This is a genomic window from Streptomyces brasiliensis (genome assembly GCF_014647875.1).
Taxonomy (GTDB): domain Bacteria; phylum Actinomycetota; class Actinomycetes; order Streptomycetales; family Streptomycetaceae; genus Streptomyces; species Streptomyces brasiliensis.
Genome location: NZ_BMQA01000057.1, coordinates 1 through 26,552 on the forward strand (window position 1 = coordinate 1; position 26,552 = coordinate 26,552).

General features: G+C 68.2%; 27 protein-coding genes and 5 pseudogenes. 21 read left to right on the forward strand and 11 right to left on the reverse strand.

What is annotated here, in order from left to right; genetic code table 11:
• Positions 1-111: 111 nt before the first annotated feature.
• Positions 112-354, reverse strand: a complete 243-nt coding sequence (locus tag IEZ19_RS40245; protein WP_189316361.1) for a hypothetical protein — start codon at positions 352-354, stop codon at positions 112-114.
• 299 nt (positions 355-653) lie between these two features.
• A pseudogene (locus IEZ19_RS40255) lies at positions 654-1,495 on the reverse strand (DNA polymerase III subunit alpha); the annotation flags it as partial.
• Between the two features lie 384 nt (positions 1,496-1,879).
• Between IEZ19_RS40255 and IEZ19_RS51615 the strand changes: the two are divergent.
• A complete protein-coding gene (locus tag IEZ19_RS51615; protein WP_229841360.1) occupies positions 1,880-2,035 on the forward strand; it encodes a hypothetical protein in 156 nt (51 codons plus the stop codon).
• Complete coding sequence (locus IEZ19_RS40265) at positions 2,032-2,460, forward strand: hypothetical protein (RefSeq protein ID WP_189316364.1); 429 nt, start codon at positions 2,032-2,034, stop codon at positions 2,458-2,460. The genes IEZ19_RS51615 and IEZ19_RS40265 overlap by 4 nt, the downstream gene beginning before the upstream one ends.
• 117 nt (positions 2,461-2,577) lie before the next feature.
• On the opposite strand, the pseudogene IEZ19_RS40270 reads toward IEZ19_RS40265, so the two are convergent.
• A pseudogene (locus IEZ19_RS40270) lies at positions 2,578-3,101 on the reverse strand (AAA family ATPase); the annotation flags it as partial.
• Positions 3,102-3,307: 206 nt separating this feature from the next.
• Positions 3,308-3,463 carry a hypothetical protein gene (locus IEZ19_RS40275; RefSeq protein ID WP_189316365.1) on the reverse strand — a complete coding sequence of 52 codons (156 nt, stop codon included), beginning with the start codon at positions 3,461-3,463 and terminating at the stop codon, positions 3,308-3,310.
• Between the two features lie 155 nt (positions 3,464-3,618).
• Here IEZ19_RS40275 and IEZ19_RS40280 point away from each other — a divergent pair, with 155 nt between their 5' ends.
• Both IEZ19_RS40280 and IEZ19_RS40285 read left to right on the forward strand, forming a co-directional pair.
• Positions 3,619-4,446, forward strand: a complete 828-nt coding sequence (locus IEZ19_RS40280) for a DUF58 domain-containing protein (RefSeq protein ID WP_229841362.1) — start codon at positions 3,619-3,621, stop codon at positions 4,444-4,446.
• Positions 4,443-5,036 carry a hypothetical protein gene (locus tag IEZ19_RS40285; protein WP_189316366.1) on the forward strand — a complete coding sequence of 198 codons (594 nt, stop codon included), beginning with the start codon at positions 4,443-4,445 and terminating at the stop codon, positions 5,034-5,036. Before IEZ19_RS40280 ends, IEZ19_RS40285 begins: the two co-directional genes overlap by 4 nt.
• A 573-nt stretch (positions 5,037-5,609) precedes the next feature.
• Here IEZ19_RS40285 and IEZ19_RS40290 read toward each other — a convergent pair.
• Positions 5,610-6,398, reverse strand: coding sequence for an alpha/beta fold hydrolase (locus IEZ19_RS40290; RefSeq protein WP_189316367.1), 789 nt, complete (start codon positions 6,396-6,398; stop codon positions 5,610-5,612).
• A 70-nt stretch (positions 6,399-6,468) separates the two neighbouring features.
• Positions 6,469-7,089, reverse strand: a complete 621-nt coding sequence (locus tag IEZ19_RS40295; protein WP_189316368.1) for a LysE family translocator — start codon at positions 7,087-7,089, stop codon at positions 6,469-6,471.
• Between the two features lie 108 nt (positions 7,090-7,197).
• Between IEZ19_RS40295 and IEZ19_RS40300 the strand changes: the two genes are divergently transcribed.
• From IEZ19_RS40300 to IEZ19_RS40310, 3 genes are all read left to right on the forward strand, one after another.
• Positions 7,198-8,205 (forward strand): LysR family transcriptional regulator, encoded by a 1,008-nt coding sequence (locus IEZ19_RS40300; RefSeq protein WP_189316369.1) that lies wholly within the window; start codon positions 7,198-7,200, stop codon positions 8,203-8,205.
• 993 nt (positions 8,206-9,198) lie between these two features.
• Positions 9,199-11,220 carry an alpha-L-arabinofuranosidase family protein gene (locus tag IEZ19_RS40305; RefSeq protein WP_189316370.1) on the forward strand — a complete coding sequence of 674 codons (2,022 nt, stop codon included), beginning with the start codon at positions 9,199-9,201 and terminating at the stop codon, positions 11,218-11,220.
• A 642-nt stretch (positions 11,221-11,862) separates the two neighbouring features.
• Positions 11,863-12,054: a hypothetical protein gene (locus IEZ19_RS40310; RefSeq protein WP_189316371.1), complete on the forward strand. Its 192-nt coding sequence runs from the start codon at positions 11,863-11,865 to the stop codon at positions 12,052-12,054.
• A gap of 87 nt (positions 12,055-12,141) precedes the next feature.
• On the opposite strand, the pseudogene IEZ19_RS40315 reads toward IEZ19_RS40310, so the two are convergent.
• Positions 12,142-12,645: pseudogene (locus IEZ19_RS40315) on the reverse strand (TnsA-like heteromeric transposase endonuclease subunit); the annotation flags it as partial.
• Positions 12,646-12,695: 50 nt separating this feature from the next.
• On the opposite strand from IEZ19_RS40315, the gene IEZ19_RS40320 reads away from it, so the two are divergent.
• Entirely contained in the window at positions 12,696-12,890 is a 195-nt protein-coding gene (locus IEZ19_RS40320) for a hypothetical protein (protein ID WP_189316372.1), read from the forward strand.
• Positions 12,891-13,024: 134 nt separating this feature from the next.
• On the forward strand, positions 13,025-13,297 hold the full coding sequence (locus tag IEZ19_RS40325) for a hypothetical protein (protein ID WP_189316373.1): 273 nt from the start codon (positions 13,025-13,027) through the stop codon (positions 13,295-13,297).
• Positions 13,298-13,372: 75 nt separating this feature from the next.
• On the opposite strand, the gene IEZ19_RS40330 is transcribed toward IEZ19_RS40325, so the two are convergent.
• Positions 13,373-16,558: a family 78 glycoside hydrolase catalytic domain gene (locus tag IEZ19_RS40330; protein ID WP_189316374.1), complete on the reverse strand. Its 3,186-nt coding sequence runs from the start codon at positions 16,556-16,558 to the stop codon at positions 13,373-13,375.
• A 377-nt stretch (positions 16,559-16,935) separates the two neighbouring features.
• Here IEZ19_RS40330 and IEZ19_RS40335 point away from each other — a divergent pair.
• Positions 16,936-17,451: pseudogene (locus IEZ19_RS40335) on the forward strand (transposase); the annotation flags it as partial.
• 47 nt (positions 17,452-17,498) lie between these two features.
• Here IEZ19_RS40335 and IEZ19_RS53835 read toward each other — a convergent pair.
• A pseudogene (locus tag IEZ19_RS53835) lies at positions 17,499-17,777 on the reverse strand (MBL fold metallo-hydrolase); the annotation flags it as partial.
• Positions 17,778-17,918: 141 nt separating this feature from the next.
• On the opposite strand from IEZ19_RS53835, the gene IEZ19_RS40345 reads away from it, so the two are divergent.
• Positions 17,919-18,230 carry a hypothetical protein gene (locus tag IEZ19_RS40345; protein WP_189316394.1) on the forward strand — a complete coding sequence of 104 codons (312 nt, stop codon included), beginning with the start codon at positions 17,919-17,921 and terminating at the stop codon, positions 18,228-18,230.
• Here IEZ19_RS40345 and IEZ19_RS40350 read toward each other — a convergent pair.
• Positions 18,163-19,074: a LysR family transcriptional regulator gene (locus IEZ19_RS40350; RefSeq protein WP_189316375.1), complete on the reverse strand. Its 912-nt coding sequence runs from the start codon at positions 19,072-19,074 to the stop codon at positions 18,163-18,165. The genes IEZ19_RS40345 and IEZ19_RS40350 overlap by 68 nt on opposite strands.
• Positions 19,075-19,358: 284 nt before the next feature.
• Between IEZ19_RS40350 and IEZ19_RS52770 the strand changes: the two genes are divergently transcribed.
• From IEZ19_RS52770 to IEZ19_RS40365, 3 genes are all read left to right on the forward strand, one after another.
• Positions 19,359-19,604, forward strand: coding sequence for an NAD(P)-binding domain-containing protein (locus IEZ19_RS52770; protein WP_268248739.1), 246 nt, complete (start codon positions 19,359-19,361; stop codon positions 19,602-19,604).
• A 182-nt stretch (positions 19,605-19,786) separates the two neighbouring features.
• Entirely contained in the window at positions 19,787-20,521 is a 735-nt protein-coding gene (locus IEZ19_RS40360; RefSeq protein WP_189316376.1) for an SDR family NAD(P)-dependent oxidoreductase, read from the forward strand.
• Positions 20,522-20,554: 33 nt separating this feature from the next.
• Entirely contained in the window at positions 20,555-21,178 is a 624-nt protein-coding gene (locus tag IEZ19_RS40365) for an NADPH-dependent F420 reductase (protein WP_189316377.1), read from the forward strand.
• 489 nt (positions 21,179-21,667) lie between these two features.
• Here the strand turns inward: IEZ19_RS40365 and IEZ19_RS40370 are convergent, their stop codons facing one another.
• Complete coding sequence (locus tag IEZ19_RS40370) at positions 21,668-22,333, reverse strand: Tn3 family transposase (RefSeq protein ID WP_229841370.1); 666 nt, start codon at positions 22,331-22,333, stop codon at positions 21,668-21,670.
• Between IEZ19_RS40370 and IEZ19_RS52775 the strand changes: the two genes are divergently transcribed.
• From IEZ19_RS52775 to IEZ19_RS40405, 7 genes are all read left to right on the forward strand, one after another.
• A complete protein-coding gene (locus IEZ19_RS52775) occupies positions 22,326-22,448 on the forward strand; it encodes a hypothetical protein (RefSeq protein ID WP_268248740.1) in 123 nt (40 codons plus the stop codon). The two genes, IEZ19_RS40370 and IEZ19_RS52775, sit on opposite strands and share 8 nt — an antisense overlap.
• 96 nt (positions 22,449-22,544) lie before the next feature.
• On the forward strand, positions 22,545-23,480 hold the full coding sequence (locus IEZ19_RS40380; RefSeq protein ID WP_189316378.1) for an SDR family oxidoreductase: 936 nt from the start codon (positions 22,545-22,547) through the stop codon (positions 23,478-23,480).
• Between the two features lie 81 nt (positions 23,481-23,561).
• Entirely contained in the window at positions 23,562-24,221 is a 660-nt protein-coding gene (locus IEZ19_RS40385) for an NADPH-dependent F420 reductase (protein ID WP_189316391.1), read from the forward strand.
• Between the two features lie 378 nt (positions 24,222-24,599).
• Positions 24,600-24,935 (forward strand): IS200/IS605 family transposase, encoded by a 336-nt coding sequence (tnpA, locus tag IEZ19_RS53840; protein WP_373297128.1) that lies wholly within the window; start codon positions 24,600-24,602, stop codon positions 24,933-24,935.
• 164 nt (positions 24,936-25,099) lie between these two features.
• On the forward strand, positions 25,100-25,897 hold the full coding sequence (locus tag IEZ19_RS40395; protein ID WP_229841372.1) for a hypothetical protein: 798 nt from the start codon (positions 25,100-25,102) through the stop codon (positions 25,895-25,897).
• A gap of 87 nt (positions 25,898-25,984) precedes the next feature.
• On the forward strand, positions 25,985-26,260 hold the full coding sequence (locus IEZ19_RS40400; protein WP_189316379.1) for a type II toxin-antitoxin system prevent-host-death family antitoxin: 276 nt from the start codon (positions 25,985-25,987) through the stop codon (positions 26,258-26,260).
• Positions 26,257-26,508 (forward strand): type II toxin-antitoxin system RelE family toxin, encoded by a 252-nt coding sequence (locus IEZ19_RS40405; protein WP_229841373.1) that lies wholly within the window; start codon positions 26,257-26,259, stop codon positions 26,506-26,508. Before IEZ19_RS40400 ends, IEZ19_RS40405 begins: the two co-directional genes overlap by 4 nt.
• Positions 26,509-26,552 lie beyond the last annotated feature (44 nt).

Consider the following 26,552-nt stretch of genomic DNA (forward strand, 5'->3'; position numbering starts at 1 on the left):
AAAGTGTCGGCGAGTCGCTGCTTGACATGTGGCCTGTCGTAGGTTCCAAGCAGGCCACGTTCTACTCGTCGCCGAAGCGGTTGATGAACTCGGTGATGTTCTGCAGGAACGTCAGGTCGCGCGGTCACTCAAGGGATCGGACAACATCCAAAAGACGGCCACCAGGACCATCGTCTTGTTCTGCGTCTCCAGCTCGGCGAAGAACTTCGGGTGGTCGAAGTCGGACTCGTCGGCATGGATCGGTGCCTGCTCCTTGGCCAAGTGCACCGGCCTCCTCCCGGCGTCGTCGGGCATGACGGCCATGAAGTCGCCGATCTCGTCGCCGACCTTGGTACGGCAGGAAGGACTCGGCAACGGCCAGCACGCGAGTCCTGGCGGTACGTCGCCCGGGGCTCCGCTGCCCGGAGCGCGCTACAGCACCCCGCGCAGGGCCCCGGCTCCAAGGTCATGCGCTACCGCGAGGCCGACGACGGGTTCAAGGAGGACTCCGGCTACGGCGGAACCCTCGTGGACTGGTCCCACTCCTTCCTCGGCATCACCCTCAAGACCGTGCCGCGACGCAAGGACCAGGACAGCTTCGCCGTCCTCGCCAAGCGGTGGCGTGTCGAGCGGACGATCTCGTGGATCATGAGAGCCAGGAGAAACGTGCGCGACTACGAGCGGCTCGTCTCCCACAGCGAGGCCCACATCACCTGGACCTTCATCACCCTCATGGCCCGCCGTCTCACCCGGCCTCCCAGACCACCTCGCACGTCACCACACCCCGTCGAACCAGCGAACGCGGCTGGCAAGCCCAAGCCCATACGCGTGGTCGGGCTGGTGCGTCCGAGCAAGTCGAGGGCGGCCTGGGGGCCGTGGTCGCGGCGGGCGGCGGCCACCTCGTCCAGGTCCCAGGCCATCTGACCGACGACGGTGCGGCGCGGGCCGCGCGCCTCGACCTGGCCGCGTACCAGCAGCAGACCGGAATGGAACACGGTGTGCGCGCAGGCCTCGAGAGAGTCTTCGAAGAAGGCGATGTCGACGAGGCCGGAGCCGTCCTCGAGCGTGGTGAAGATGACACGCTTGCCGGACGGGATCGGCGGGGTCTGCGTGGAGGCCCGGACTCCGGCAACGAGGACCTTCTGCCCGGGCACCAAGCCGCGCAGGTGGGCAGCGTCAGTGGCACCGAGCTCGCGCAGCAGCCGATGGTGGTGCTCCATCAGATGGTGGCTCACGTGGATGGAAAGGGTGTCGAGTTCGGCACCGAGCCTGTCGCGGCTGGTCATGTCCGGCAGCCCGCTCGAAGCGGCGGCCACCAGTTCCCCACTCAGCGGCAGCTGCCCGCCGGTGGCGGTGCGGTTGCGGGACTGCCGGTGCAGTTCGGCGGCCTGCAGCAGCAGGTCCCGCCGGGTCAGACCGGGGGAGAGGGCGTCAAGAGCGCCGATGCGGATCAGACGCTGGGCGAGCGGCAGGGACGGGCGGGCAGCAGCCACACATCCTGCAGGCCGGTATAGGGCACGACCCCTCCTGGGCCCGCCTCCTCACCACCGCCATCGCCGAACGTCGGTTCCAACGGCTGAGGGACCTTTTCGATGCCGACAGCCGCGGCGAGGCTATCGGCTTCGGGCCCGGCGCTGACCAGATGCGTTTGGCCTTCGCTGCCGTCCGGGAGAAGGCCGAAGCCCTCCGAGCGAGTGGAAAGGCCCAACGAGGGGACATTCGCGTCGAACACGGCCTTCTCAAACGCACGCACCTGTCGATCCGGTTCGGAAAACTCAACCACTGCACCCTGGACGAGAACAACCCAGTCGGCGCGAAGTGCCTGGAAGATGCCATCGTGCCCCCAGAACACCGAGGGCCCCTCATCGACCGCTGCCAGCCCGCACACTGCAGCAACAGCATGATTGCCCCCGAACACCTACCGATCTGGCGAGCCGAGCACGCCTCGCTGACTCGCCTTCGAAGCCTCCCCGCGCTGCCGGCCAACCGCAGAGCCCTGATCGATCAGCAGGTCCGCGACGTCGAGATCGCGCTCACCAAGGCGGGAGAAACATGACTGCCCCAACCCGGCCCGGTCTCTCCACCACGGCCGAGAAGGCCCTTCGAGAGGCCATGGAACGGCTCTTCACCGGTCGGCCCATCCGTACCGACGGCAAACTCACCAAGCAGAACCTCTGGCGGGAAGCGGGCGTCAGCCGAGCCATCATGAACCGCGCAACCGCGGTACTCGCTGACTGGGACAACCAGGTCAGCCAAAGCACTGCGCGCAAGCACGACCAGAAGTTGACCGAGGGGATCACCCGCCTCCGGCGTCGGCTGAAGGACAACTGCCTCGAGCGGCAAGGGCTCCAAGACGAGGTAGACGCCGCGGCCACTGTCATCGCTGCACTCCTCGCGGAGAATGCCACACTTCGCGAACGGCTCGGCAATCGGTCATCAGCGGTCATCCCGCTGGGCCGCACTCAGGCCGCTCGAGAATGAGACTGTCTGGTCTGAGGTGGTTGGAGGCCACACTCCTCGAGGCGTCGAGGCAGCCGAATTCCAGCACAACGGCGTTTGGCCAGGCCACCGCGCCAATCGGGCGCCAGCCTGTCCACCGGCTCGAATCCGAGCCCGTACCTGATCGGCCAACTCCTGCGGGGTCAGCTCGCCGTCCAGGACCACGGTGTCGCTGGGCAGAGTGTCGGCCCCGGCCATGCACGGTTCGATCCTGTCCTTGCACCAGCGCCGGATCCGCTCGTCCTGCTCGGGGTCATCCGGGGTGAAGCTCCGGCCGTCGATCCGCTTCTCCAGGACCTCTCGGGGGACCTTGAGGAAGAAGTGGTGAACGTCGATGCCCGCATCCTTCAGCGCGCTGAAGATCTCACCGGCATACGCGGGGTCGACCGGGGTCATGGGGACCAGAACAGGGCGGTGGTACTCCTCAACCAGACCCACCGCCAAGCTGGCAAATCCCGCCGCCACAGCCTGAGATCCTGGAAATCACCGGTCGGCACCTCCACGATCTCCCGCAGGGCATAGCCGACCATCTCCGGGTCATAGACAAGCGTCTCGGGCCAGCGCGGACGCAACCTGACCCCCTGCTGACACGCCGTCGACCGGTGTGCGAAGCTGCCGATCACAAGGGAGGGGTGTGGCGGTGGGGCGGGAGCGTACGGCGGGCGGGCGACGGCGCACGATCGGCGCCGCACAGGCCGCGTTGACGGTGCTGGTGGTGGGCGGAGCGGCCCTGGGAGCACTGCTGCTGCACCCCGACACGGGCCTGTTAGCCAAGGGCCGCGGGCCGCTCGGCGGCAACCCCGTCCTCGTGGTCGGCCTCGCCCTGCTGTCACTGCTTGGCGGCTTGGCGCTGCGCGAGAAGTACCAGGAGCAGGTAGGCGCCGCCCGGGAACTCAACCCGGTGGAACAGCGGATGGTTGACGGCGTGAGCCGCGTCCTGCTGGCCGCGACGCTGGTCGTCCCACTGCTCGTCATGGTCCTGCACCAGTTCGGTTCATCCGGCAGCAGCCACGGGGGCGGCCACGAGTCGTTACCGCTTCCCAGCCCGCGGCAAGACCCGGTACCCAGCGCTGGGGCCGCTGGACGCTCGGCACGGTCGACGTCGACGTCTACGACCCCGGCGGGCTGGCCCGGCGCACCGTGCGAGCCGAACTCGGTGAGATCGCCGTCTTCCCGCTGCCCGAACACGCCGGCCTCACGCCCATCCCGGTCCGGCTGCCGCAACGGCTCGGCGAGCACACCGCCGTGCAACGCAGCGAGGGCGTCGAGGTCACCGGCGTGCACCCGTATGTGCGCGGCGAACGGCAGCGGCGGATCCACTGGCCGGCCACCACCCGCCGCGGCACCCTGCAGGTCCACCAGTTCGCCGCGGAGCGCACCGCCGACACCGTGGTGCTGCTGGATGTGCTCGCCGACGTAGTCAACCCAGTCACCGGCGCGTCCTCGCTCGACGAGACCTTCCGGGCCGCTGCCGGGCTGGTCCGCGCCTACCTGCGCACCCACGACCGGGTCGGCGTCGTATCGGTCGGTGGCGCGACCCGCTGGCTGCAACCGCGCAGCGGCCAGGGGTACTTCTACCGCATCGTCGAGAGTGTGCTGGAGGTCCGCAAGGACCGCGCGTACCGCACGGACGGACTCAGCCTGCTCCCACCGCCCGCGTTGCCCGAAGGAGCGTTGGTGTACGTCATCACGCCGCTGACCGACCAGCGGATTTTCGACATCCTGCACCAGGTGCGCGGACGGGCCAACCCGATGGTCGTGGTCGAGATCCCCACCGGCGAGCCGGTCCTGGAACCCGGCGACACCGAAGGTGAACTCGCGCTGCGGCTGTGGCGGGCTGACCGCGACGCCATGCGCTTCGCCTTGGTGGAACGCGGCATCGCGGTCGTCGCCCACTGGCCCGGCGAGACCCTCGACCTTACCCTTGCGCCGCTGCTCCGCACCCGCATCCACGGGGGGACCCGATGACCACCGCCCCCGCCCGGCCAGGCCCGCGCCCGGCCCACAGCCGAGCCGCCCTGCTCATCGGACGTCTCACCTCCCGCATCACCGACCGCTTGCTCGGAACGGCCCTTGCCGTCGCCGCCTGCGACCCGCCGGCCGCCCTGCACGCACCACTGCTGGTCAGGATGCTGGTCCTGGGGGCGGCGACGACCGCGTGGTGGGCCGCTCCGATGGTCGACGCCCGCCCCTTCTTGACCTCCATGCGCTGGCGGACCTTGGCAGCCCGCCGCAGGACGACCGTGCTGCCGGCGGCGGCGATCGCGGTCGCCGCGGCCACCGGCCCGCCTGTCTGGCTAGTCGTCTGCATCGCCGCCCTGCTGCTTGCCTACCTGCTCGTCACCGACGCGTGGACAGCCGGTGTCACCGCCCCGCCCGACTGCCCGCGGGCGACACCCGCACTGGCGGCCGCCGCCGCGACTGCAGTGGTACTGCTCGCCGCCCAAGCGCCGGTCGCGGGCACCTCATGGGCACGTCTGCCCGCCTCACTCGCCATCGCCGCGACCACGGTTTGCCTAGTACTGGCGCTGCGCACCCGTCGCAGCCCGCCCGGCTGACCGCCGAGACTACTGGCGGGTTTGGCGCTTATCTCGGCGACACCCCAAAGACTGTCTAGTGGGACCGAATCTCACTGCCAGGAGGCCTGGTCTCGTTGTCAGAAGCCAACTCCCAACCTGTCTCATGAGACACATCGAATTCTGGAGAACGACGGCTTTCGAGCGCAACTCTCCACGGAAGCAGGGCAAGTGGTGCTGCGCTCGCGCCGCGGCACCGATCTCGCAGGGATGTTTCCCGAGATCGTGGCGGAAACGGCGCAGCTGGCGGACGCGACGGCGCTGGATGATGTTATGTGACCTGTATGGGTGTCGCAGACGCGGGGTGTTTCAGGTGGCTCCTCGTGCCCTACCTGTAGTTGACAGTGCGGCCGTTGACGCGAGCCTACGGCTGACGGCTGGCTTGTTCCCGAGAAGGGGTTCTGGCTCGCTTTCCGTTCCGTGACATGGGCACGGTTAGTGATCAGTAGGTACTTCGAGCGCCTGTACCGACGGCGGTACTGGTGGGCTCGGGGCGCCGCGGGTGCGCGGTAGGTATCCCGGGTGGAGGGCGGCCGAGTACCGGCTGCGGTGTTCTTACGACTCGTGCGCGGTGGCGAGGAAGTCCAGGACGAGGGGGCTGGCGTGGATGCGGAACTCCTCGAAGTAGGCGTGCCGGCCATTGGGGACCAGGTGCAGTCGGGCGTCGGGGATGCGGTCGGCGAGCAGGGGTGCGTTGGCGGTGGGGTTGAGCAGGTCGTCGCTTCCGTGGACGACCAGGGTGGGGGCGCTGATGTTCGGCAGGAGGTCCCAGGCGTTGTGCCGGTTGCTGGCCGCGAGGTGGTGGCGCCGGGCGTGAGCCGGCATGCCGGGGTCGCCGAGGGTGTGGTGCGGGCCGGGATGGGAGGCGAGCCATCGGGGGGTGTACATCAGCTCCAGCAGGGCCTGTCGCGCGGCTCCAGGCCGAGGTTGCGCCAGGGCTTGGCGGACGTCGTTGCCGCGGTCGACGCTGTGCGGGCCGCCGGGTGAGGTGCAGCCGAGAACCAGGGCGCCCACCCGGTGGGGGTGGCGGGCCGCGAGCTGCTGGGCCACCCGTCCGCCCATGGACGTGCCGTAGACGTCGGCCCGGTCGATGCCGAGTTCGTCGAGGACGGCGATGACGTCCTGAGCGAGCAGTTCGGTGCTGTAGGGGGTGTCGGGCTTGTCGCTGTCGCCTGTGCCGCGGTAGTCGAGCGTGAGGGTGCTGCGAGCGGGATGGAAGTCGGCGCGAACCGCGTCCCACCAGTGGTGGTTGTTGGCCTGGCCCGCCAGCAGGACCAGTGGCGCCCCCTGGCCTTGGAGCTGGTAGGCGATGCGGGTTCCGTCCGGCGTCATTGCGTGCGTCATCGGCTCCCCGTGCACAGGGGCGGCATATGGCCCGGGCGGTCGGATGCTGGGAGGCGCTTCGGCCCGGACCTCAGACACCTGCTGCCACCGCGGCGCCCAGCCCGAGCAGGACGACGCCCGTCGTCACACTGAGTCCCAGCAGAACCGTCGGCTGGGACACCAGGTCGCGCCCTCTGCCGACGGCCCAGGTGAGCATCATGTACCAGGAGGCGCTGACGAGCGCCCACAGAACTCCCAGGGCGACGGTCGACAGGAACACCAGTCCTTTCGACGTCACGAACTGGGGTAGCACCGAGACAGCGAACACGCCGGCCTTCGGGTTGCCGAGGTTGGTACTCAGGCCGGTGAGGTATCCGCCCGCGAAACCGGTGCGGCGCCCGCCCTCGGGGGGCGTGCGGGTGGAGGTGGTGAGGGCAGTTCGCAGCGTGTTCACCCCGAGGATCATCAGCACGATGCCGCCTGCGATCCGGAGCACCGCGTACGCGGTGGGGCTGGCCAGCAGAACAGCGGACAGTCCCGCCGCGGCGGCCGTGGACCACAGCAGGAAGCCGGTGGCGTTGCCCGCGAGTGTGCCTCGGAGTGTACGTTGGCCGCCTTCTAGAACCTGCCGGATCATCAGGGCTTGACTCGCGCCGGGCAGCATGGCCAGTAGCAACGTGGTGGCGATGAAAAAGGGCACATGCGTGGGCATGGGGAAAGAACCTTTCCAGGGGCTCGGTAGATGGGTGCACCTCCAGGCTTCCTGCCCCGCACTCGTAAGAGAAGTTAAAAGAGAAGGGTGCAGCGTTAGGATTAGTGAATGGTGGTGGACCCGGGACAGCTCCGGCTTCTCGCGTTGATCGAGCGGCACGGCTCCCTGACGGCGGCGGCTCACGCCCTCCAACTCACGCCCGCGGCGGTCACCCAGCAGGTGGCCAAGGCCGAGCGCGACTGGCAGGTGCCCCTAGTCATCCGTGGTCCTCGCGGGGCGACGCTCACCGCCGCCGGTGCGCTGCTCGCCTTGCACGGTCGAACCGTGGAGGAGGCATCGGACAAGGCCGGGGCGGAACTGGCCGCACTGCTCGGCCACCTCTCCCTACGGTTGCGGATCGGGACGTTCCAGGCGGCTGCCCTGCACCTGCTGCCACCCGCCCTGACCGCTCTGCGGCACCGCCATCCGGACGCCGACGTCTCGGTCGTGGACGTGGTGTCGGGACGTGGAGCGGACGAGATCAGCGCAGGGCGCCTGGACGTGGCCATCGTCGCGTCCTGGGGCATGCCGCTCGCGTCGTCCCCGCACCTACGGGCCCACCCGCTCCTGCTGGACCCGATGGTCGTGGTGCTCCCCGACGACCACCCACTGGCCACCGGGCAGCCCGCGGACACCGAACTTAACCTGAAACAACTGCGCGACGAATCGTGGGTCTCCATCCTGGCCGGCCACGCCGCCCGCGAACAGTTCCACGACGCTGCCCGCGAGGCCGGCTTCACTCCCACCGTGCGGTTCGAGACCGAGTCCTACGACGTCGCCCAGGCTCTCGTCGGCACAGGCAGCGCAGTGGCCCTGGTCTCGCGCCTGGCGCTGACCCATGCCCCCGGCACCACCCATCGCGAACTGGCCCGCCCCAGGCCCCACCGCCAGCTCTACGCCGTGACCAAAACCGACCCCAGCCTCACACCACTCGCAGACATGCTCATCGACCTCCTACGCGACGTCGCCCGCGACATCACCGCCACCTGGGAGGCTCCCCTGCAAGAAGAAGAACAACGCTCATCGAAATCACCGCACGGAGCTGAGAAGCCTCCGGTTCTGAGAGGTGACCAGTAGTACTTGAGGGCCTCGCGTGCAGGTCGCTGGAAACGGTGACCGCCCACCGCATTTCCCGCAGATGACCTCATCCCGGCCGGACCGGATCAGCGCGACGTCCAGCAGAGCGGCAGCCCGCCAGTAGGCGTCGGGCTCGCCCACATCCAGCTGCGGGGTGTTCACTGGGTGTGGTGGTGGAGGGGACTGTGTCCCCGGGCCTCACCTTTTGCCCCGCGGTGGGGTTGAGCTGCCAGCAGACGGCGGATTTCGGCTGCTGCGATGCCGCGGGACATCTCCTCGCGTCCGCCGCCGGTCAGATGCCGTGCTGACCGCCGCTGCGGGGCCTGGCGGACGCCGCCGCACGCCGCTGAGCCGGCGAACCGCAGACCATGCACGCGTTCGGCTACCCCTCGGCGCCGACTGCAACACGGCTGAGAGCGCACGCTGAGTAGACCGAATGAGCCCACGTCAAGGCCGCTGCGTCGGGGAGGCCCGATGGAGAACGGGCAGCGGATGACGGCGGCGTCCTGGGGGAGGGCGTCGTCTTCGAAGGTCGCATGGCGCCGTGATGTCGCACCTTTGACTACTGACATGCCGTTAAAAACAGGTCACTGCAGCACCGTTGACACCGGTTACGTGACACCACTAATTTCCGTCCAAGATTTCGAATGACATACGAAATATCGAACAATGGGTTCTGGAGCAGCCTGACCGAAGCTCCGGTGCACGCCGGCGAAGGGCATGCCAGACGAGGGGAGACCCGAAGGAGGCGTCCAATACCTTCCACCGGCAGGTCCGCGCGCGTCGAGCACGTCTTCGCTCGCACGAAGTACTGGAAGATGCTCCGCGACTGCCGCCCGAAAGACGACGGCGTACACCGCCCGATACGGGCATCACCCGCCTCCATAACCACTCAGCCACCGGATAGACCACACAGCCAGTCCGTAACCAGGCCAGCGAGCACCGACCCGGAGCCCGTTTTCGGGACAAGTCCTAATTCAGGGAGGCCAGCGAATGAGCAAGCAGCAGTCGCGACGGGATGTTCTGCGCTTGGGTGGCGGGCTCGCCGCCACCGTCGCTGCAACCGGCGGCTTGATCGCACAGGGCGCGGCCGGCGCCCAGGCAGCAGCGAGCGGCCCGCTGACGCTGACCGTTGACACGCTCCATGCGGGTCATGGCGTCAGCCCCACGCTTTACGGGGTCTTCTTCGAGGAGATCAACTACGCCGGCGTCGGCGGGCTGTACGCGGAACTGATCCGCAATCGCGCGTTCATGGAGAGCCCGACCACGCCGGCGTGGTGGACGGTCGTACAGGACCGCGGCGGATCGGCCACCGCATCGCTGGATGCCGCCAACCCGCTGAATGACACACTGACCAGATCACTGCGCCTCGAGGCGCACTCAGTGGACGCCGAGCAGCGGATCGGCATCTCCAACGGCGGGTATTTCGGCATCCCGGTGGTGCCGGGACGCCATTATCAGGTGTCGTTCTTCGCCAAGGCCGACAACGGGTTCACCGGACCGCTCAGCGTCAGCCTGGAGGATGCGACCGGACGGCGGGTGTTCGCCAGCGCGCGCGTGCGCGGGCTGACCACGCAGTGGAAACACTTCACGGCAACGCTGAAGGTCCCGCCCGGCGGGTCACAGTCGACCGACAACCGGCTTGTCATCGGCATCGACCGGAAACACGGTATGCCGACGCAGGTCGCGCCCGGCACATCGGTGTGGCTACAGGTGGTGTCGCTCTTCCCGCCCACCTACAAAGACCAGCCCAACGGACTGCGACCAGACATGGTGCACCAACTGAAGGAACTGCGGCCGAAGTTCCTTCGCTTCCCGGGCGGAAACTACATCCAGGGACTCTACGACCCGGACGATCCATGGGGCACTCGCTTCGACTGGAAGAAGTCCATCGGCCCGATCTCCGAGCGCCCAGGACACTACAACGCATCCTGGTTCTACTGGTCAGACGACGGCCTCGGCCTGTACGAGTACCTCCGGCTGGCCGAGGACCTGGATGCGACTCCGGTGATCGGTGTCTTCGACGGATTCAGCATCGATCGTTCAAAGACCGCTGGGGGACGAGAGATCGTACCCGAGCCGGATCTCGGGCCGTACGTACAGGACGCACTGGACCTGATCGAGTACGTGATCGGACCGGTGAATTCTGCCTGGGGTGCGCGGCGGGCCGCAGACGGCCACCCGGCGCCGTTCACGACTCCCCTCATCGAGATCGGCAACGAGGACGGCGCGCGGGGCGGGGCGCCCACGTACGACGCCTACCGCTATCCGAAGTTCTATGACGCGATCAAGAAGGCGTATCCACAGGTGACCACGATCGCCACGACGGGTGTGACCAGCCGGCCGATCGAGATCATCGACGAGCACATTTACACCTCTCCGACGTCCTTGGAGGGTCAGGCCAACCGGTACGACACCTACGACCGCAACGGGCCCAAGGTATTCGTCGGCGAGTACGCGGCGAGGCACGGTGACTCTGAGGACATCTCGACGGGTCCGCTCGGCTACTCGCTCGGCGAGGCCGCCTTCATGACCGGCCTGGAGCGCAACTCCGACATCGTCATCATGGGGTCCTACGCGCCGCTCTTCTCCTTCGTCGGCCAGACGCAGTGGGGGTTCAACATGATCGGCTTCGATCAACTGGCGTCCTACGGCGGGACCTCCTACTACGTCCAGAAAATGTTCGCCCGCAATGTCGGTGACAAGATCCTGCCGGTCTCCTCGGAAGGAACGGGGCTGTTTTGCTCCAGTTCCATCAAGACAGCGACCGGCGACGTCTATACAAAGATCGTCAACACATCGAACGTCACTCAGTCCATCGACCTTGTCTTTGCCGGAAGCAAAGCCACGAAGGCTCGCGTCCAGGTGCTCAGCGACCCTGACCCGGCCGCGTCCAACACCCTCGACAATCCGACGAGGGTCACGCCGTGCGACCTCGCCCTCCGCGGCGCCGGAGGACGCTTCAGGTACGAGGTTCCGGCGAACTCCCTGTCGGTGGTGACAATCCAGAGGTAGTCGGACGCGAGGCTGAACTGGTGAGCTCGCGGTCGAACGCACAATCGCCTGGCTCAGCTGATGCCGGCGCCCGCACCGCCGCCACGAACGCCGACCCGACTACTTCCTGGCTTTCGCCTCACACGCGGCCACACTCATCTGCTACCGCAGACAGCCGAGCTCTGCGAGGCCCGCACTGTCGGGCCGGGCCCAGACGTGATGGCCACCGCGCTGTGCCACATCGCGGTTGACGATCGACGAGACCCGGGAGGTGTTTTTCAGGTCTGTCCACCCTGGTTCCGGCGGTGGTCTGTGCGGTTCTCGTCCTGGTGATCTACGCGCTGGGCCGGGATGCCTCGTTGGCGCCGCAGGCTTTGTTCGTGCTCGTGGTCACGGTCGGCCTGGCGCTCTACGGGGCTTCCGCCTTCGCAGAGGTGGTGGTGCCACGGCCAGGGCCCTGGCCTGTGCGGCCTGCGAGCCTGGCCCTGTGCGCAAGCGGTATGCCCTGCTGTATGACCCGCCCTGGGGCGGAGTCGCCTTGCTGGTGCTGTTCCCGGTCGGCGGGGCGACGACGTCCGGCCCGAAGCGGTACTGGAGCTCTGGCCTCTGCCGCTGCCTCAGCCCGGGTTCCCGGGGCAGCGAGGGCTCCCGGCCGACCTGTCCGTGGAGCTGGCCGGCTACCTCGAAGTCCGCGACCGGACGGACGAGTCGCCGATGGGTGTCCCGTGGATCGACGGGCGCGCGTGCCGGCCGAAGCATTCCTATGGCCCCGACGACCTGAAGGGGGAGGAGGGCCGAGCCTTGATGGCCCGGCTGCTGGCCGAGGCGGGGGACGGGGAAGCGATAGCGTCGTGACCTCCTTGCGGGACGGGCGGACAGGCGAGGCGAGCGGGATGACCGGGACGCGGAGCGGTGCGCAGGTTCGTTGGGCGCTGCGCAGTTTCATGGTCGACGACAAGCGAGACATCCCTGGATCACATCACCGAGCGCGGCAGCCCCCTCCACCAAGGACCGCGGATGCGCGAAGACATCTCGCAACCGGCCCGGACGGGTTCTGCCTGCGCAGCGGGGATGGCAGTATCCGGACAGCCAGCGCACGTTGTCCACCACCACCGGATCCGCAACAGGCTCCACCCGGTAGTGCCACCCCACCTCCTGCACACAGGCCCTCAACACCTCCTGCATACAGGCGAGTTGGCGCGGCGAGTCACCTGGACCGAGGCAGTCGGCGAGCACATGGCCTCCGCCGGGAAGACGTGCGATCAGCTGCGGAGCATGGGCCACGACCCGTCCGCCGTCCCGCCACACGAATTCCAGCGGGCAGCATGCCAGGTCCACCACCTCAGGGCCGTGGCCCAGCAGCATCAGGCGGTCCCGCATCGCGGCGCTCCCGTAAGCCACCAAGCGGCCCGTGGTGGCCGCCCACCACCATGCAGGAGCCAGCCGCTTGCCCCGGCTGTGATGTGCTGGTGATCATGGTGTGTGGGATAGGTCGTGTGCTGGGGTTGTGCAGTTCGGCTGAGCCGGACCTGAGCTACGCCGTGTACTGCGACCGCACCAACACGCCCTGGCGCTCCACGCAGCAGGGGGAACTCGCGTGGACTGCAGACCAGGCCGAGCGCCGACGGCGCGGGGAAACCGACGAGGACCCCTTCGAGGCGTACAACCCGTTCCGCCAAGGCCGCCACTGACCAGTGCGCCCGAAGCGTTCAGGAGACTGAACGCCGTAGCGGTGATCCCTGCTCGGATACTCCTCGGACCCCAACCTCGAGTGAAGGGTCCTCGCCTGGAACTGGGGTCTCCGTTACTACGAAGACCCCTGGATGTGACGTCGTTCGTGGGCGTCACCGGCTACAGCATCACGCTGTACGACGCGGACGGCGTCTCGGTGGGTGGCGAAGACGGCGGCACCGGCCCCGTCACCAGCGAAGAGCTCAAGCTGAACGTGCCGCTGCACGAAGGTCTGGCCCCGGACGTCTACGCGGTCGGCTTCACCCTGTTCCACGCCGGCGGCCTGCATTCCCAGTACGGCTACCCCGATGGCGGCGGGCTTCCGGTGCCCGGCGGGCCGTTGCTGATCACGGTGACGGATGGGTGATCGTCCGGATCACAGAGGCAGGTGCCCCGACCGGCGGTCGCGGTCGGGGCACCTGCTGGTGCGGTGCACCGGTCGTCAGCTCAGCCGCGAGCTGAGTGCGTATGTGCCCGGGCCCACGGCGTAGACGGCATAGCCGTCCGCGAAGCCCTTGAACACGGCCGCATGTGACGCCGACACAGGGCGGCCATCGAGCCGGACCCTGTTCGGGTGGACGGCGGGCACGTGGATCTCGGCTGCCGTGTTCGCCGGGATCGTGACGTCGAGTGCGAGGTCTGCGCTGTCCGGCCCGGAGATCCGCCAGGCGCTGCTGATCCGCCCGCGCGGCCCCTCGTAAGAGCCCTCGACATGGGTCAGTGGGTGTTCCGGCGTCCCCACCAGCTTCGGCTTCACCGCTATGCGCTCGTACGCGATCGAGTCCGGCGCGTGCTGGATGCCCGCCAGGCCCGCGCTGAACCACTCGTCGATCTGGAGCAGGATCATGTGGTTCAGCGAGGAGTTGTTGTCCGGCGCGTACCAATGCTCCGGAACCGTCGTCATGCCCTTGGGATTGGAGACGGTCGGGAGCAGGAAGGAGCCATACCCCGGGCGTGTGTCCTCGTGCAGGACCTCCCAGATGACGTCGTCACGGCCGGCGGCGCCCAGCGCCCGGAACGTGGGGCCAAGCGAGATCGTCCCGCCGCTGACGTGCGGGCCGCCGCCGTTCGGGTGGTAGTCCCGGATCCGGCGGACCAGGTCGCGCAGGACGTGCTGTTCCTGCCCGCGCGGGACCAGGCCGGCTTCCAGGGCGAGCGCGTTCGCCGCCTGGGTGCCTGCCGTGCCCGCGTTGCCGTCGTTGGTGTAGGTGCGGAGTTCGTCGTTGAAGAAGCGGTTGTTGAACGCGGTCTTGATCGCGCCGGCCAACGCCCGGTAGCGGCCGGCGTCGGAGTCCTTGCGCAGGTGGGCGGCCATCTGCGCGAGCCGGTCGGTCATGAGGTAGTACGCGTACGTCCCGACCAGGAGCCCGGGGGTGCTCTCGTCGTGGGCGACCCAGTCCTTGAGCGGGCCGTTCACCAGGTGTTCGTCTGCTCCCGAGCCGGCCTGGGTCGTGCGTACGTAGTCGTGATATTCGGTCATGGACTGGTAGTGCACTGCCATGGTCTCCGTGTCGCCGTGGTGCCGCCACAGCCACCACGGCGCGAGGATCACCGCGCTGCCCCAGTTGATGTCGTTCCGGTACATCGCCCACTGGCCGTCGAAGACCGGGAACTCCGGCGTGTGTTCGGGTACGAGCCCGGCATCCGGCCCGTCGACGAGCTGGGACTCCCGCATCACCTGCACCATGTGCGGCAGATAGTCCGACATGTCGAAGTTGCGGTCGATGGCGGGCATCGAGTGGAGCATGTCGGCCAGCCAGCCCAGCTTCTCCCGGCCCGGGCAGTCCGTGAAGATCGACATCATGTTGCTGGCGATCGAGTACCGGCTCATCCGGTGCAGCCGGTTGACCCGCTCACTGGAGGTGGACACGTCGCCGGAGACCCGCGCCGAAGCGCGGACGTGGCGTGCCGTCACGGTGCCGGTGTCCGGCTGGTAGCCGGAGGGGAGGCCGGTGACCTGGATGTACTGGAAGCCGTGGTAGCCGAACTGGGGGCGCCACGTCTCGCCGTCCGCCGCGCCGAAGGTGGTGTACGTGTCGAGGATGCCCTTGCCCGACCCCAGGCTCGCCGAGTCGACGGTGCCGTCGGCTTTCAGCGACTCGGCCGGCTGCATCCTGACCACGGTGCCGGCCGGTAGCGATCCGTCGACGTGCAGCTCGGGCAGGGCGGCGGCGTTCTGCCCGAAGTCGAACACCCAGGTGCCGGAGAGGGGTTCAGTGATCGCGGCCGGGGAGACGGTATCCACGATCGTCACCGGCTGCGCGCGGCGCCACCTGAGCTTCGTCGCGAGGTTGGGCGGCGGGGCGATACCGGCGGCTGTCCAGCCGGTGGGTGAGCCGTCGCGCCGCTTCGCGCTGTCGGTCAGATCCGCTCCCGGGAGATCCCATCCCTGCTGCTCGCGGCGGGCGTCGTAGTCGCTGCCGGCGTACCAGTTGTCGGTGACGGTGGGGCCGAGGGCCGTACGCCACTTCTCGTCGGTTACGTATGTATCGGTGTGGCCGTCCGTGTAGACGATCTCCAGGCGGGCGATGAGGCGGGGGCTGATCGCGGTGATCGTGGCGTTGGGGGTGCCGGAGCGGGTGACGGTGGCGCCGGAGGCGTGCTGCTCGGCCAGCGGCCTGTCGAAGGTGATGTCCGTGCCGACGGCGGTGATAACCCGGCTCTCGAGGCGGGCGCCGCCGTCGCCGGTGTCGATGTTGAGCGTGGCGCCGACGGCGAAGCCGCTCACGTCGGCTACGCGTACGGTCGTGTCGCCGGGGGCGGCCGGGGCCGTGAGCGTCGTCCGCTTCGCGACCGTGCTGGTGTACTTGCGGTACACGCTCGTCCGGCCCACGGCGGCGTTGGTGACGGAGCCGACGTTGGTGACGCCGTTGCCGAGCTGGACTCCGAGGGTGTTCGGGCCGGTGGCCAGAAGGGCGGTGACGTCGTAGGTGCCGGCCTCGACCGACTGCTGGGGGTTGGTGTTGCCCGGCTCGAGCACCGCGTCGGATATGTGGTGGCCGTTCACCGTGGCTACGTAGATGCCGAGGCCGGCGAGGTAGAGCCGCGCGTGATCGACGCGCCGGTCGCCGTCGAGCGCGAAGGCCCGGGCGAAGACGGGCAAGGGGTCGGCGTCGCTCCGGGAGGCGTGCTCGATCCACCGGGCCGGCGACCAGTCCTCCGGGTCGAGCAGACCGGCCTCCCAGGAGGAAGGGGAACTCCAGTCGGAGACCCTGCCGTCGGCGTCCCGTACCCGCGCCTGCCATGCGGCCCGCTGGCGCGACTTGAGAGCCTTGCCGCCGTAGGCGACGCCGGACGAGGTGCTGGACTCGACCCAGCCGCTGTCCCACAGATCGGGGGTGGGCAGCAGGCCGGGAGAGCTGGCGACGCGGATCTGGTAGGCGCTTTGCATACCGTGCTCGAGTCGCCAAGCGAGGAGCGGGGTACGGTCGTCGACGCCCAGCGGCCGGTCGGATCTGCCGCCCATTGACAGGCCGTCGACGGCGGTCGAGCCGGCTGACGCAGCCGTAGCGGTGCCGCCGAGGCCGGCACCCGATCCCATGACGGTCAGTCCGGTGACGGCGAGGGTGGCCGACTTGAGGAAGCGGCGGCGAGGCAGTCCCGTTGGTTCGTGCCGTGTCTCAGCCATGAAGCATGCTCCTTACGGTTGCGACTCCCCGGGCGCTGCGGCGCGTTGCTCCCGGGTTGCGTGGTGAATCGTTTCAATCTCCGCGTGCGTGTGTCTGAGGGTGGAGCTGAGGTATGGGGGGACCCTACAAGGCCCGGGAGTCCTAGCCCAGATACTGGGGAACAAGTAACCCGCCGGTAGTTTTCAGGGCTTCGCGGCTGTGGTCTTCTTGGGTCGGCGGGGACGGTCTTGGTCTTGTCGAGGTGCCCGTACAGCGAGCAATGCTCAGGACTTGTGGATCAGCCTCGGGAGCGCGCGAAGGGCGTACCTTCCCAGGTGATTGATCGAGAAGTCACCGAGTAGACCTGCTTTGCAGCGCGGGTCGGGAAGGCACGCCCATGTTGAGCGTAGTCACCGCCGAGGGTTCCACCGAGTCCGGCTCCTTGATCGACGAGATCGTGCGTGAGGGCGCCCGCCGGATGCTCGCCGCCGCGCTGGAAGCGGAAGTCAACCAGTACATAGCCGAGTTGGCGGCTGAGACCGATGCGGCCGGGCGCCGTCTGGTGATCCGCAACGGGCACCACCGGCCCCGCACTGTGGTCACCGTGGCCGGACCGGTCGAGGTCACCGCACCCCGGGTGAACAACCGGCGGGTCGACGACGCCACCGGCGAGCGCAAGCGGTTCTCCTTGAAGATCCTGCCGCCGTGGTGCCGCAAGTCGCCGAAGATCTCCGAGGTGCTGCCGCTGCTCTACCTGCACGGCCTGTCGTCCGGGGACTTCGTGCCCGCGCTGGAGCAGTTCCTCGGCTCGGCGGCCGGGCTGTCGCCGGCCACCGTCACCCGGCTGACGAAGCAGTGGAGCGACGACCACGCCGCCTTCCAGGCCCGTGACCTGTCCGACCGGGACTTCGTCTGCATCGCCGCGATGACCCGCTCCCGGACACCTGCCGGGCTGACGATCGTCAACGGCCGGACGCGGCCGGCGAACTGGCAGTGCAGGATCAGGAACGGGATGCCACCGAAGTGGTCGCCGTGAAGATGGGACACCACCACCGCGTCCACCTCGGCCGGGTCCAGGCCCTGCTGTCGCATGGCGACCAGGCTCGTCGCCCCGCAGTCCACCAGCAGCGTCATGCTGGCGCCACGCACCTGCACGCATGCCTGGAACAGTCCGCCACTGCGAAAGCACCCCGCTACCCACGAACCGCACCTGCATGTCCACGCCGCAGCCGCTCGCATCGTCGACGTCAGCGCGGCATGTGGCTCATCTTGTCGGGCCTGGTCGCTACGATCAGGTGGCTGATCGGAGTCATGCCGTAGCCGTCACGTTCGAGGGAGTCGGACAAGGTTCAGATCACACCATCCGCGCGGATTCTCCGCATGCTCGGTGAGATTGAGATTGAGATTGAGATTGAGATCGAGGAGTGGAAGTGTCTCGCGGAATTGATCGACAATGCCTTTGACGACTTCAACGAGATGATGATTTTCATCATCCTAGAAGCGGCCGCGCGACGATGTCGATTCTCACTGTGCGCCAACATCGCCTCCGCCCCCGAGCGCAATGCCTTCGCCATTGCTGTGGCCGCGTGCCCCCTGTTGGCGCTGCTGTTGTCAGTTGGACTGCTCAACCGTGCTTTGAAACGGCATCGCTTCCAAGCTGCCACATTTCATAGTTCCCACATTCTGCCGTGATCTCGGCCGTCGCCTGAGCCGCGGTGACGAAGTCATCGACCACCGGCGACGTGCGCGATGCCGCCACCGCGAGGCACACCTGGTCGGGCGCCAGATCCGGGATGGGCACATAGATGACTTCCGGATGTGAGTAGAACACGGTCGCCGAACGGGCCAGGAACGAGATGCCCCGGCCAGCCGCGACATGCTCGAGCGTCTCGTCCACCCCGCGCACCAGGTACCCGGCGTTAGGGTGCGGGCGCCTGGTGGGCTGCGTGCTCGGGTCGGCATGCCAGACCAGCGGCTCGCCGGCCAGGTCGGCCTCGGTGACCTCCTCCTTGCCGGCCAACCGGTGGCCGGCGGGCAGCACCGCCACCCGCGGCTCGGTGTACAGCGGAGTCACGCGCAGGCCGGCCTCGTCGATGGGCAGCCGCACATAGCCGACGTCGATGCGGCCGTCGAGCAGCATCGGGGCCTGGTCGTCCCATTCGATCCGCTGCACGTCCACGACCACGTCCGGGTGCCGGGCCTCGAACGCCCGCGCTGCCGGGATGACCGGGATGCCGGCCCGGAAACCGACCACCAGCCGCCGGCTGCCGCGGGCGGCCACGGACACCCGGCGGCGGACCGCGTGCGCGGAGGCGAGCAGCGGACCGGCGTCGGCCAGCAGTTGTCGGCCCGCGTCGGTCAGCGCTACGCCGTGGCGATCCCTGGTGAACAGCGAGGCGCCGAGATCCTGCTCGAGCGCACGGATCTGCCGGCTGAGCACCGGCTGCGCGATATGTAGCTCATCGGCGGCGCGGCCGAAGTGCAACTGGTCGGCCACGGCGACGAAGTAACGCAGTTTGCGCAGGTCCAGATCCATGGCGCCTCCCGGTCCGGTGATACCTCCAGGGTATCACCACGGCTGAAAGAAGTCTTGGACACCCACTCAGGCCAATGGCAACCTGAATAGGTACCCAATGGGGCCGAAACGAATTCGGCACAAGAATTCGACATCGGAACTTGATAGCAGGGCCCAGGCCCAGAATGAGCACATCAGGAATTGAGCGCCGTCCATCGCGTCATTCGACGGCGTCGACGACACAACCGTTAACAACGACGGGGTAGGCATGGCGTCCTATCCAGCTCCAGAAAGCAGGCACACCAATGAGTAGCATCAGCACTATCGGCCTGGGGAACATGGTCAGCGTCCTGGCCGACCGGGCGCTCGCCGGCGACAACGCCGTCGAGATCATCGGCCGCGACCCTGCCAAGGCCAAGGAATTGGCCGCCGCGCTGGGCAGCGCCACTGTCCGGCCTCGAACTCCTGAAGCCACGGCCAGGGGCAAAGTAGCTATCCGTAATCAGAAGCTTCCAGTGCCTTCTCATCGTGGTCGCGGAGCATCCGCATGACGGTGGCCGCTGACGGGTGCTGGCCTTTCTTCTTCCCGGTGGGGATGACGAGCCGCTCGGCGATCTCCCGCAGGCTCGCCGCAGCGCAAGATCCCTGGCTTGCCCGGTACCGGGCCGCCATGTACGCAGCGGAACACCGTCACCCCAGGTGCACACGGCACCACCGACCCAAGGGAGCGACTATGGGAAAGCTTGACGGCAAGGTAGCGGTCATCACCGGCGGCACCACCGGCATGGCGCTGGCCGGCGCGAAGCTGTTCGTCGACGAGGGAGCGCACGTCTTCATCACCGGTCGCCGCCAGGACGCCCTGGACGAGGCCGTGAAGCAGATCGGCCGCAACGTCACCGGCGTCCAGGGCGACGCCGCCGACCTGGACGACCTGGACCGCCTGTACGACACCGTCAAGCGGGAGAAGGGAAGCCTCGACGTGCTGTGGGCCAGCGCCGGCGTGGGCGAGCCCGCCCCGCTCGGCGAGATCACCGAGGCCCACTTCCACGCCGCGTTCTGGCTCAACGCCCGCGGCACGCTGTTCACCGTCCAGAAGGCCCTCCCGCTCTTCAACGACGGCGGCTCCATCCTCATGACCGGCTCCAATGCCTCCCTCGGCGCCTTCCCCGGCTGGAGCGTCTACGCCGGCAGCAAGGCCGTCCAGCAGGCCTGGGCCCGCGTCTGGCTCAACGAGCTCAAGGACCGCCGCATCCGCGTCAACGTCCTGACACCCGGCCAGGTCGCCACCGCCAAGCAGGAAGAACTCTTCGACGAGGCCACCAAGCGCCAGTTCGAGTCCCTCATCCCTCGCGGCCAGATGGGCCGCCCCGACGAAATCGCCACCGCCGCCCTCTTCCTCGCCTCCGACGACTCCAGCTACGTCAACGGCATGGAACTCGTCGCCGACGGCGGCACCACCGCCATCTGAACCGAACAACGCACAACCAGGGCAGGACATCTCATGAGCAACATCAGCATCATCGGCACCGGGAACATGGCCCGCACCATCGGCGCGCGGGCGTTAGCGGGCGGCAACGCCGTCGAGGTCATGGGCCGCGATCAGTCCAAGGCCGCTGACCTGGCCAAGGCTCTCGGCGGCGGCGCCACGACGGGAGAATGGGGCACCGCCCCGGCCGGGGACATCGTCATCGTGGCCCTGTTGTACGACGGTGTCGTGCCGGTCGTCGCCCAGTACGGAGACGCTCTCGCGGGCAAGGTTATCGTCGACATCAGCAATCCCTTCAATTCCACGTTCGACGGGCTAGCCCACCGCGAGGAGACCTCGATCGCGCAGGAAGTCGCCAAGGCGGCCCCGGCCAGCGCCAGCGTGGTGAAGGCGTTCAACACCATCTTCCGTCATGTCCTGGAGAAGGGTCGGCCCGACGTCTTCATCGCTGGCGATAATGCGCAGGCCAAGGCAAGTGTGGAGGCGTTCATCGAGAGCCTCGGGCTGCGCCCGCTGGACGTCGGCGGCCTGAAAATGGCGCACTGGCTGGAAGGAGCGGGCGTGGTCACGGTGGGCCTCGCCAACCACGGGGTGGGGAACTTGGACTTCGCCCTCAGCATCACCGAACTTCCCGTCTGAGCAAACGGTTGACGGATCACCGAAAGGACTCGCCAATGAAGCTTGGTTTCACACTTCCCATAGTCGGGCCCGCTATCAGCAGCGCCGCTGGCCTGAGCGCGTTCTGCCGCGGGATCGAGGACCTTGGCTACGACACGCTGTGGGTCGGCGATCGGCCCTGGGAACTGCGCACGAACGGGGAGTGAGGACGATTCACCGGATCCTGGCCGCTCAGGCGTTCGGCATCCCTGCCTGTGATTTCCTGCGTGTAGACACTGTGCTGCTCTAGCGCGGTGCGGGTCTTCCTTGCTGGGGATCGGAGTTCCATGGCTAGAGGGGACGGGTGAGCAATACGACTTCTCCTCATGGCCGGACGAGTACAAGGCCGGCGCGGCACTACTCACCGCACTTCACCCTGAACGCAGACCAGGAGAGCGCCAGCCGTGGAAGTGCCCGCCGCCGCATCACGGCGACGGGCAGTAAGCGGCACCCAGGCCATGAGAGGTAGGCCTACCTCCTGGTGATGTCGAGCCTGCTGTCCATATCGAGGTGCAATCTCCCGTACGGGTTGACGTGGGACCAGAACAGCGGGGACAGCCCGCGCCGGTCTGCGGCGGTGAGCTTCCTGGCCCACTGCGGGTCGCGGAGGACCGCCTGGAGAAGCTGTGTGTTGATCAGGACCAGGCTGGATTGCAGGAGATGGAGTGCGAGCATGGAGACCTCGGCGTGCTCGCGGTCGGCGCCGGTGAGGACGCTCTCGCGGCCGTAGAAGATCTTGTCGTTGGCGGAGTTCCAGTTCTCGACGACCTGCAGTCCGCTGTTGATCTCGCGGCGGAGATGCTCATCAGCGAGATAGTCGCAGGCGAAGATCGTCCTGACCGCCCGCCCGAGTTCTTCCAGCGCGAGGCAGACGGGGTGCTTGGGTCCTCCGCCTCTCGTGAACCGGCGGAGCACCTGGTCGGTCTCGGCGGTGCGCAGCCGCAGCGCCGTTGCGTATTTCAGCATCTGGTCGTAGTTGCGGGCGATCAGGTCCCAGTCGATCGGCCGTTTCTTGAGGATCCTCTCCAGCCGGGGCCAGCCGGCGAAGTCGGGATCGGGCGCATAGAGCTGGATCGCGCCGATGTTCTTCAGCCTGGGCAGGAGCTTGGAGAGCCTGGGACTGCGCCCGATGGACACCGGGCAGCTGGCAATGGCCCGGGAATTGGAGAACGTCGGCCTGCTGGAGCTGGGCCTCATCGCCCACTCCGTCAAGCACACCAACTTCTTCCTCGGCGTCAGCATTCTCAGCTGAGCGCACCCGCACCACCACTTCTCGCGCCACATCACGCCAGTCGATCTACGGCACGAGGAGAACAGCCCCTCTACCTACTCTCACAAGGACAGTAAGATGCGCGTTTTCGTCGCTGGCGGGACCGGCCATTCCGGTTCGTACATCATCCCCGAGCTCATCGCCGCCGGGCACGAGGTCACCGGCCTGGCCCGGTCGGACACGGCCGCGGCGGCGGTGTCCGCGCTCGGCGCGAAGGTGCGTCGCGGCGACCTCGAGGATCTCGACGGGCTCAAGGAGGCGGCCGCAGACTCCGACGGCGTCATCCACGTCGCGCACAGGCAAGACCTGCTTCCCTCCGGCGGGATCGACGCCGTGGCCGCCGCGGAGCTCCCGATCATGCTCGCGTACGGCGAGGCACTCGCGGGAACCGGAAAGCCGCTGGTCGCAGCGGGGAGTATAGGCTCGCCCGGGAACCTGGGCCGGCCGGCCACCGAGGAGGACCCGGCCCTTCCCGGCGGGGATGAGTACAAGGGCACCCTGCGGGTTCGTAACGTCGTGGAAACCGCCGTAGTCGGCCTCGCCGAGCGGGGAGTGCGGTCTTCGGTCGTGCGGATTGCCAACATCGCGCACAGCACGACCGATCGTGCCGGCTTCCTCCCCACGCTGATCGCGCTCGCGAAGGAGAAGGGTTTCGTCGGCTACCCCGGAGACGGCGCGAACCTGTGGAACGCCGTGCACGTCCGCGATGTCGCCTCCTTGTTCCGCTTGGCGCTGGAGAAGGGGCCGGCTGGCAAATACTGGCACGCGGTTGGGGACGGGGGCATCCCGTTCCGCGAGGTCGCCGAGGCCATTGGCAGCCGTCTGGGCCTGCCCGCCGTGAGCGTTCCCGCGGACGTACTGATGGTGCCGGGATACTTCGGGTTCCTCGCGAACATAGTCACGCAGAACTACCCGGCGTCCAACCTCATCACCCGCCGGACCCTCGGCTGGGAACCCGCTCAGCCCAGCCTGCTCGCCGATTTGGACAACGGCCATTACTTCTCCGCCAGCTGACGGCAGGGACCCGAATCGCAACGAGTCCGGCAAATGACAACGGTGCGGCTCTTCTGGAGGGACGCCGAGAATATGACGACTGTGGGATTCATCGGAAGCGGATACATCGGCAGTACCATCGCGCGGCTCGCCATCGAGGCCGGGCACCAGGTCGTGCTCAGCAACTCGCGCGGTCCCGAAACGCTCGCGGACACGGCCGCGGAACTGGGGCCGCGGGCGTCCGCGGCGACGAGCGGGGAGGCCGCGGCGGCCGGTCACATAGTCGTGGTCACGGTGCCGGTCAAGGCCTTCCCCGACTTGCCCGCCGCGCCACTGGCCGGGAAGACGGTCATCGACACGTGCAACTACGGCCCCGGGCGTGACGGGCATATCCCCGAGCTCGACAGCAAGTCGCTCACCTCGAGCGAGCTGCTGCTGCGGTACATCCCGGACGCCATGCTCGTGAAAGCGTTCAACAACATCTTCTTCAAGCACCTGCTGTCACTTGCCCGCCCGGCGGGGGCGGCCGACCGCTCGTACCTGCCGATCGCCGGGGACTCCGCGCCGGCGAAGGCGGCAGTGACCGAATTTATCGAATCCATCGGGTACAGCGTGGTGGACGTGGGACCGCTGGCCGATAGCTGGCGGCAGGCGACGGGCACGCCGGTGTGGGGGACCCCGTACGGGCCGATCTCGAACGAGAAGGGCCAGCCGGTCGGCGAGAACGCCATCCGCGCGGCACTGGCCACCGCAACGCGGTAACCGCAAGTTGGCGCAGGCCGCGGTATGGCCCGGCCGTGGTATGTCCCCGTCCGGTAGGCGTCGGGCGGGGCCATAACGCAGAAACTCGTTGCCGTCCGGATCCGCCAGATGTGCCATGTCCTGGCGTTCTCGTGGGCCGAACGCCCGTGAGCACGGCCGCTCCCAAGTCGGTGACCCGGCGGACCTCGGCGGTTAGGCCCCGGGTGCGCAAGTCCAGGTGAAGACGGTTCTCCGCGACCTTTCATGCCGGCGGTGCGCTGCAGGAGGATCTCGATGCCCTGCCCGTCATGCGGGCGCAGCCTCCGGTACATGCCGCCGCTAGTCTTCCCCGCGGCCTCGCCTTTCACGGCCTCGCCCTCGGCGACGGAGCCGAGCGCTGTGCACTTGGTCTTTGTGACGAAGTACCGGCGCGGAGTGTTCGACGACGAGATGCTGACGCGCTGCGAAGAGATCATGCGCAAGGTGTGCGAGGACTTCGAGGCGGAGCTGAAGGAGTTCAACGGCGAACGCGATCACGTCCACCTGCTGGTGCACTACCCGCCCAAGGTCGCCGTCTCCAAGCTGGTCAACAGCCTCAAGGGCGTCTGGCCCGGCGGATACGGCTGGGGGCAGTGCGGCGTCGGCGACCGCCGCGGCCGCCGCACGGTTGTCGCCGTGGGTCGGCGCCGGAGCCGAAAATTAGGCACCGATGTCAGTAGTGGCCGACACACTTGATCCATGGCCCTCGAGCGTGCCGTGTCGGCACCGCCGCTGCCGGTCCCGTCCGGGCAGGCGATCAACCCGATGGTGCTGCCTGGGCCGATGCTGCTGCCCATTTAGCCGCGCACGTTCCCGGCGAGATCCACGAACACCTGGCCAAGCTGGCAGACCACTACCAGGTGCCCGAACGTCAGGTGCGCCGCCCGCTCGCGGAGCAGATCCTCCCCGCCCTGCGCGTCGTGGACCTGGAGATCCGCGACCACCTCGCCCCGCAGACCCGGCACATCCTCCGCGTCGACCCGTGCCTGGAGCCACGGCACCGCGGCGACCCCGACGACGCCCCCACGATGGCGCTCGCGGAGTTCCTGGGGCCGTGCGTCATCGTCACCCAGGACAGCGTCTTCTCCCGCTTCGACTTCGCCGTCAGCGACTGGATTCCCCTCGCACAGAACCTGCTGCGCCTGGCCGGCCTGGAAGCCGGCGCCGCCAACGCGCTCGTCCTCATCGACGTTGCCATCCGGATGTTCGGCGCGGGCGTGCAACGGCTGGCGGGCCTCGCCGTGCGCAACCCGGTACTCGCGGCAGCCGCCGCGGCGGGTCTGCTGCTGTGGGGCCACCGCCGCGGCCACTTGTCCCGCGGCGAGTGGCGGCAGCGCCTCTCACGTGTGGGGGAGGCGGCGAGGCCGCCTCGGGAGCAGGGCATAGCTGCCATGGCTGAGCACCGGGCCATCAGCGACTCGCTCCTGGTCGTACAACCGCCGTCCTACCCCACCGTCGAGCAGCTCGCTGCCCGCTACCTCGCGCGCTGCGGCCGGTCCCTGACGCCCGGCGACCTGCGCGACGCACTCGCCCGCTACGGCCACACGGTCCCCGCCGCGCAGCTCAAGCGGCACATGCCCGCCCATCGCGCGTTCGTCCGCGCCACCGGTGACGTGTGGACCGTCGGCCGCCCGGTGCAGGGATTCGGCGATCTGTAGCGCCCCGCAGCGGACCAGGACGGCCGACGGGGTGCTGCTGCACCGACCCGTCCCGTACACACCCGCCAATGTGCACAGTTTGGGGGTATGGATGAGACATTTCCGCTGGTGCAGGCCCGCAACGAGCTCGGCCAGCTCGTCAACCGGGTCCGTCACGGCCACGAGACCATCGTGATCAGCGACTACGGCACCCCCGCCGCGGCCCTGATCCCCGTCGACGAGCTCGCCGAGCTGCGCCGCCTGCGGGACGAGGCCGACATCGCCGACGTCGAGGCCCGCAAGGCTGGCGGCGGGCCAGTGGTCACGCACGAGGCGTTCATGGCCGAACTGGAGGCTGAGGACCGGCGGGCCGCCGCGTCGTGACGTACACCGTGGTGTGGCAGCACCAGGCCACCACCGAGTTCTGCCGCCTGCGCCAGCTCGGCCCCCAGGGGGCCAAGGAATGCGCCGCCGCTGTGCGCGCCCTGGCCGACGACCCCCGCCCGCCCGGTGCCCGGCAGCTGGGCGGCTCCGCCTACTGGCGGCTGCCGGTGGGCGACTGGCGCGTCCTGTACGAGCCTCAGGACGAGAAGGTCACCGTGCTCGTGTTGAAGGTCGGCCGCATTCCCTGACCGGCCGGGAGCCGTCCCGCCCCGCCCCGCAGAGGTGAGACCCC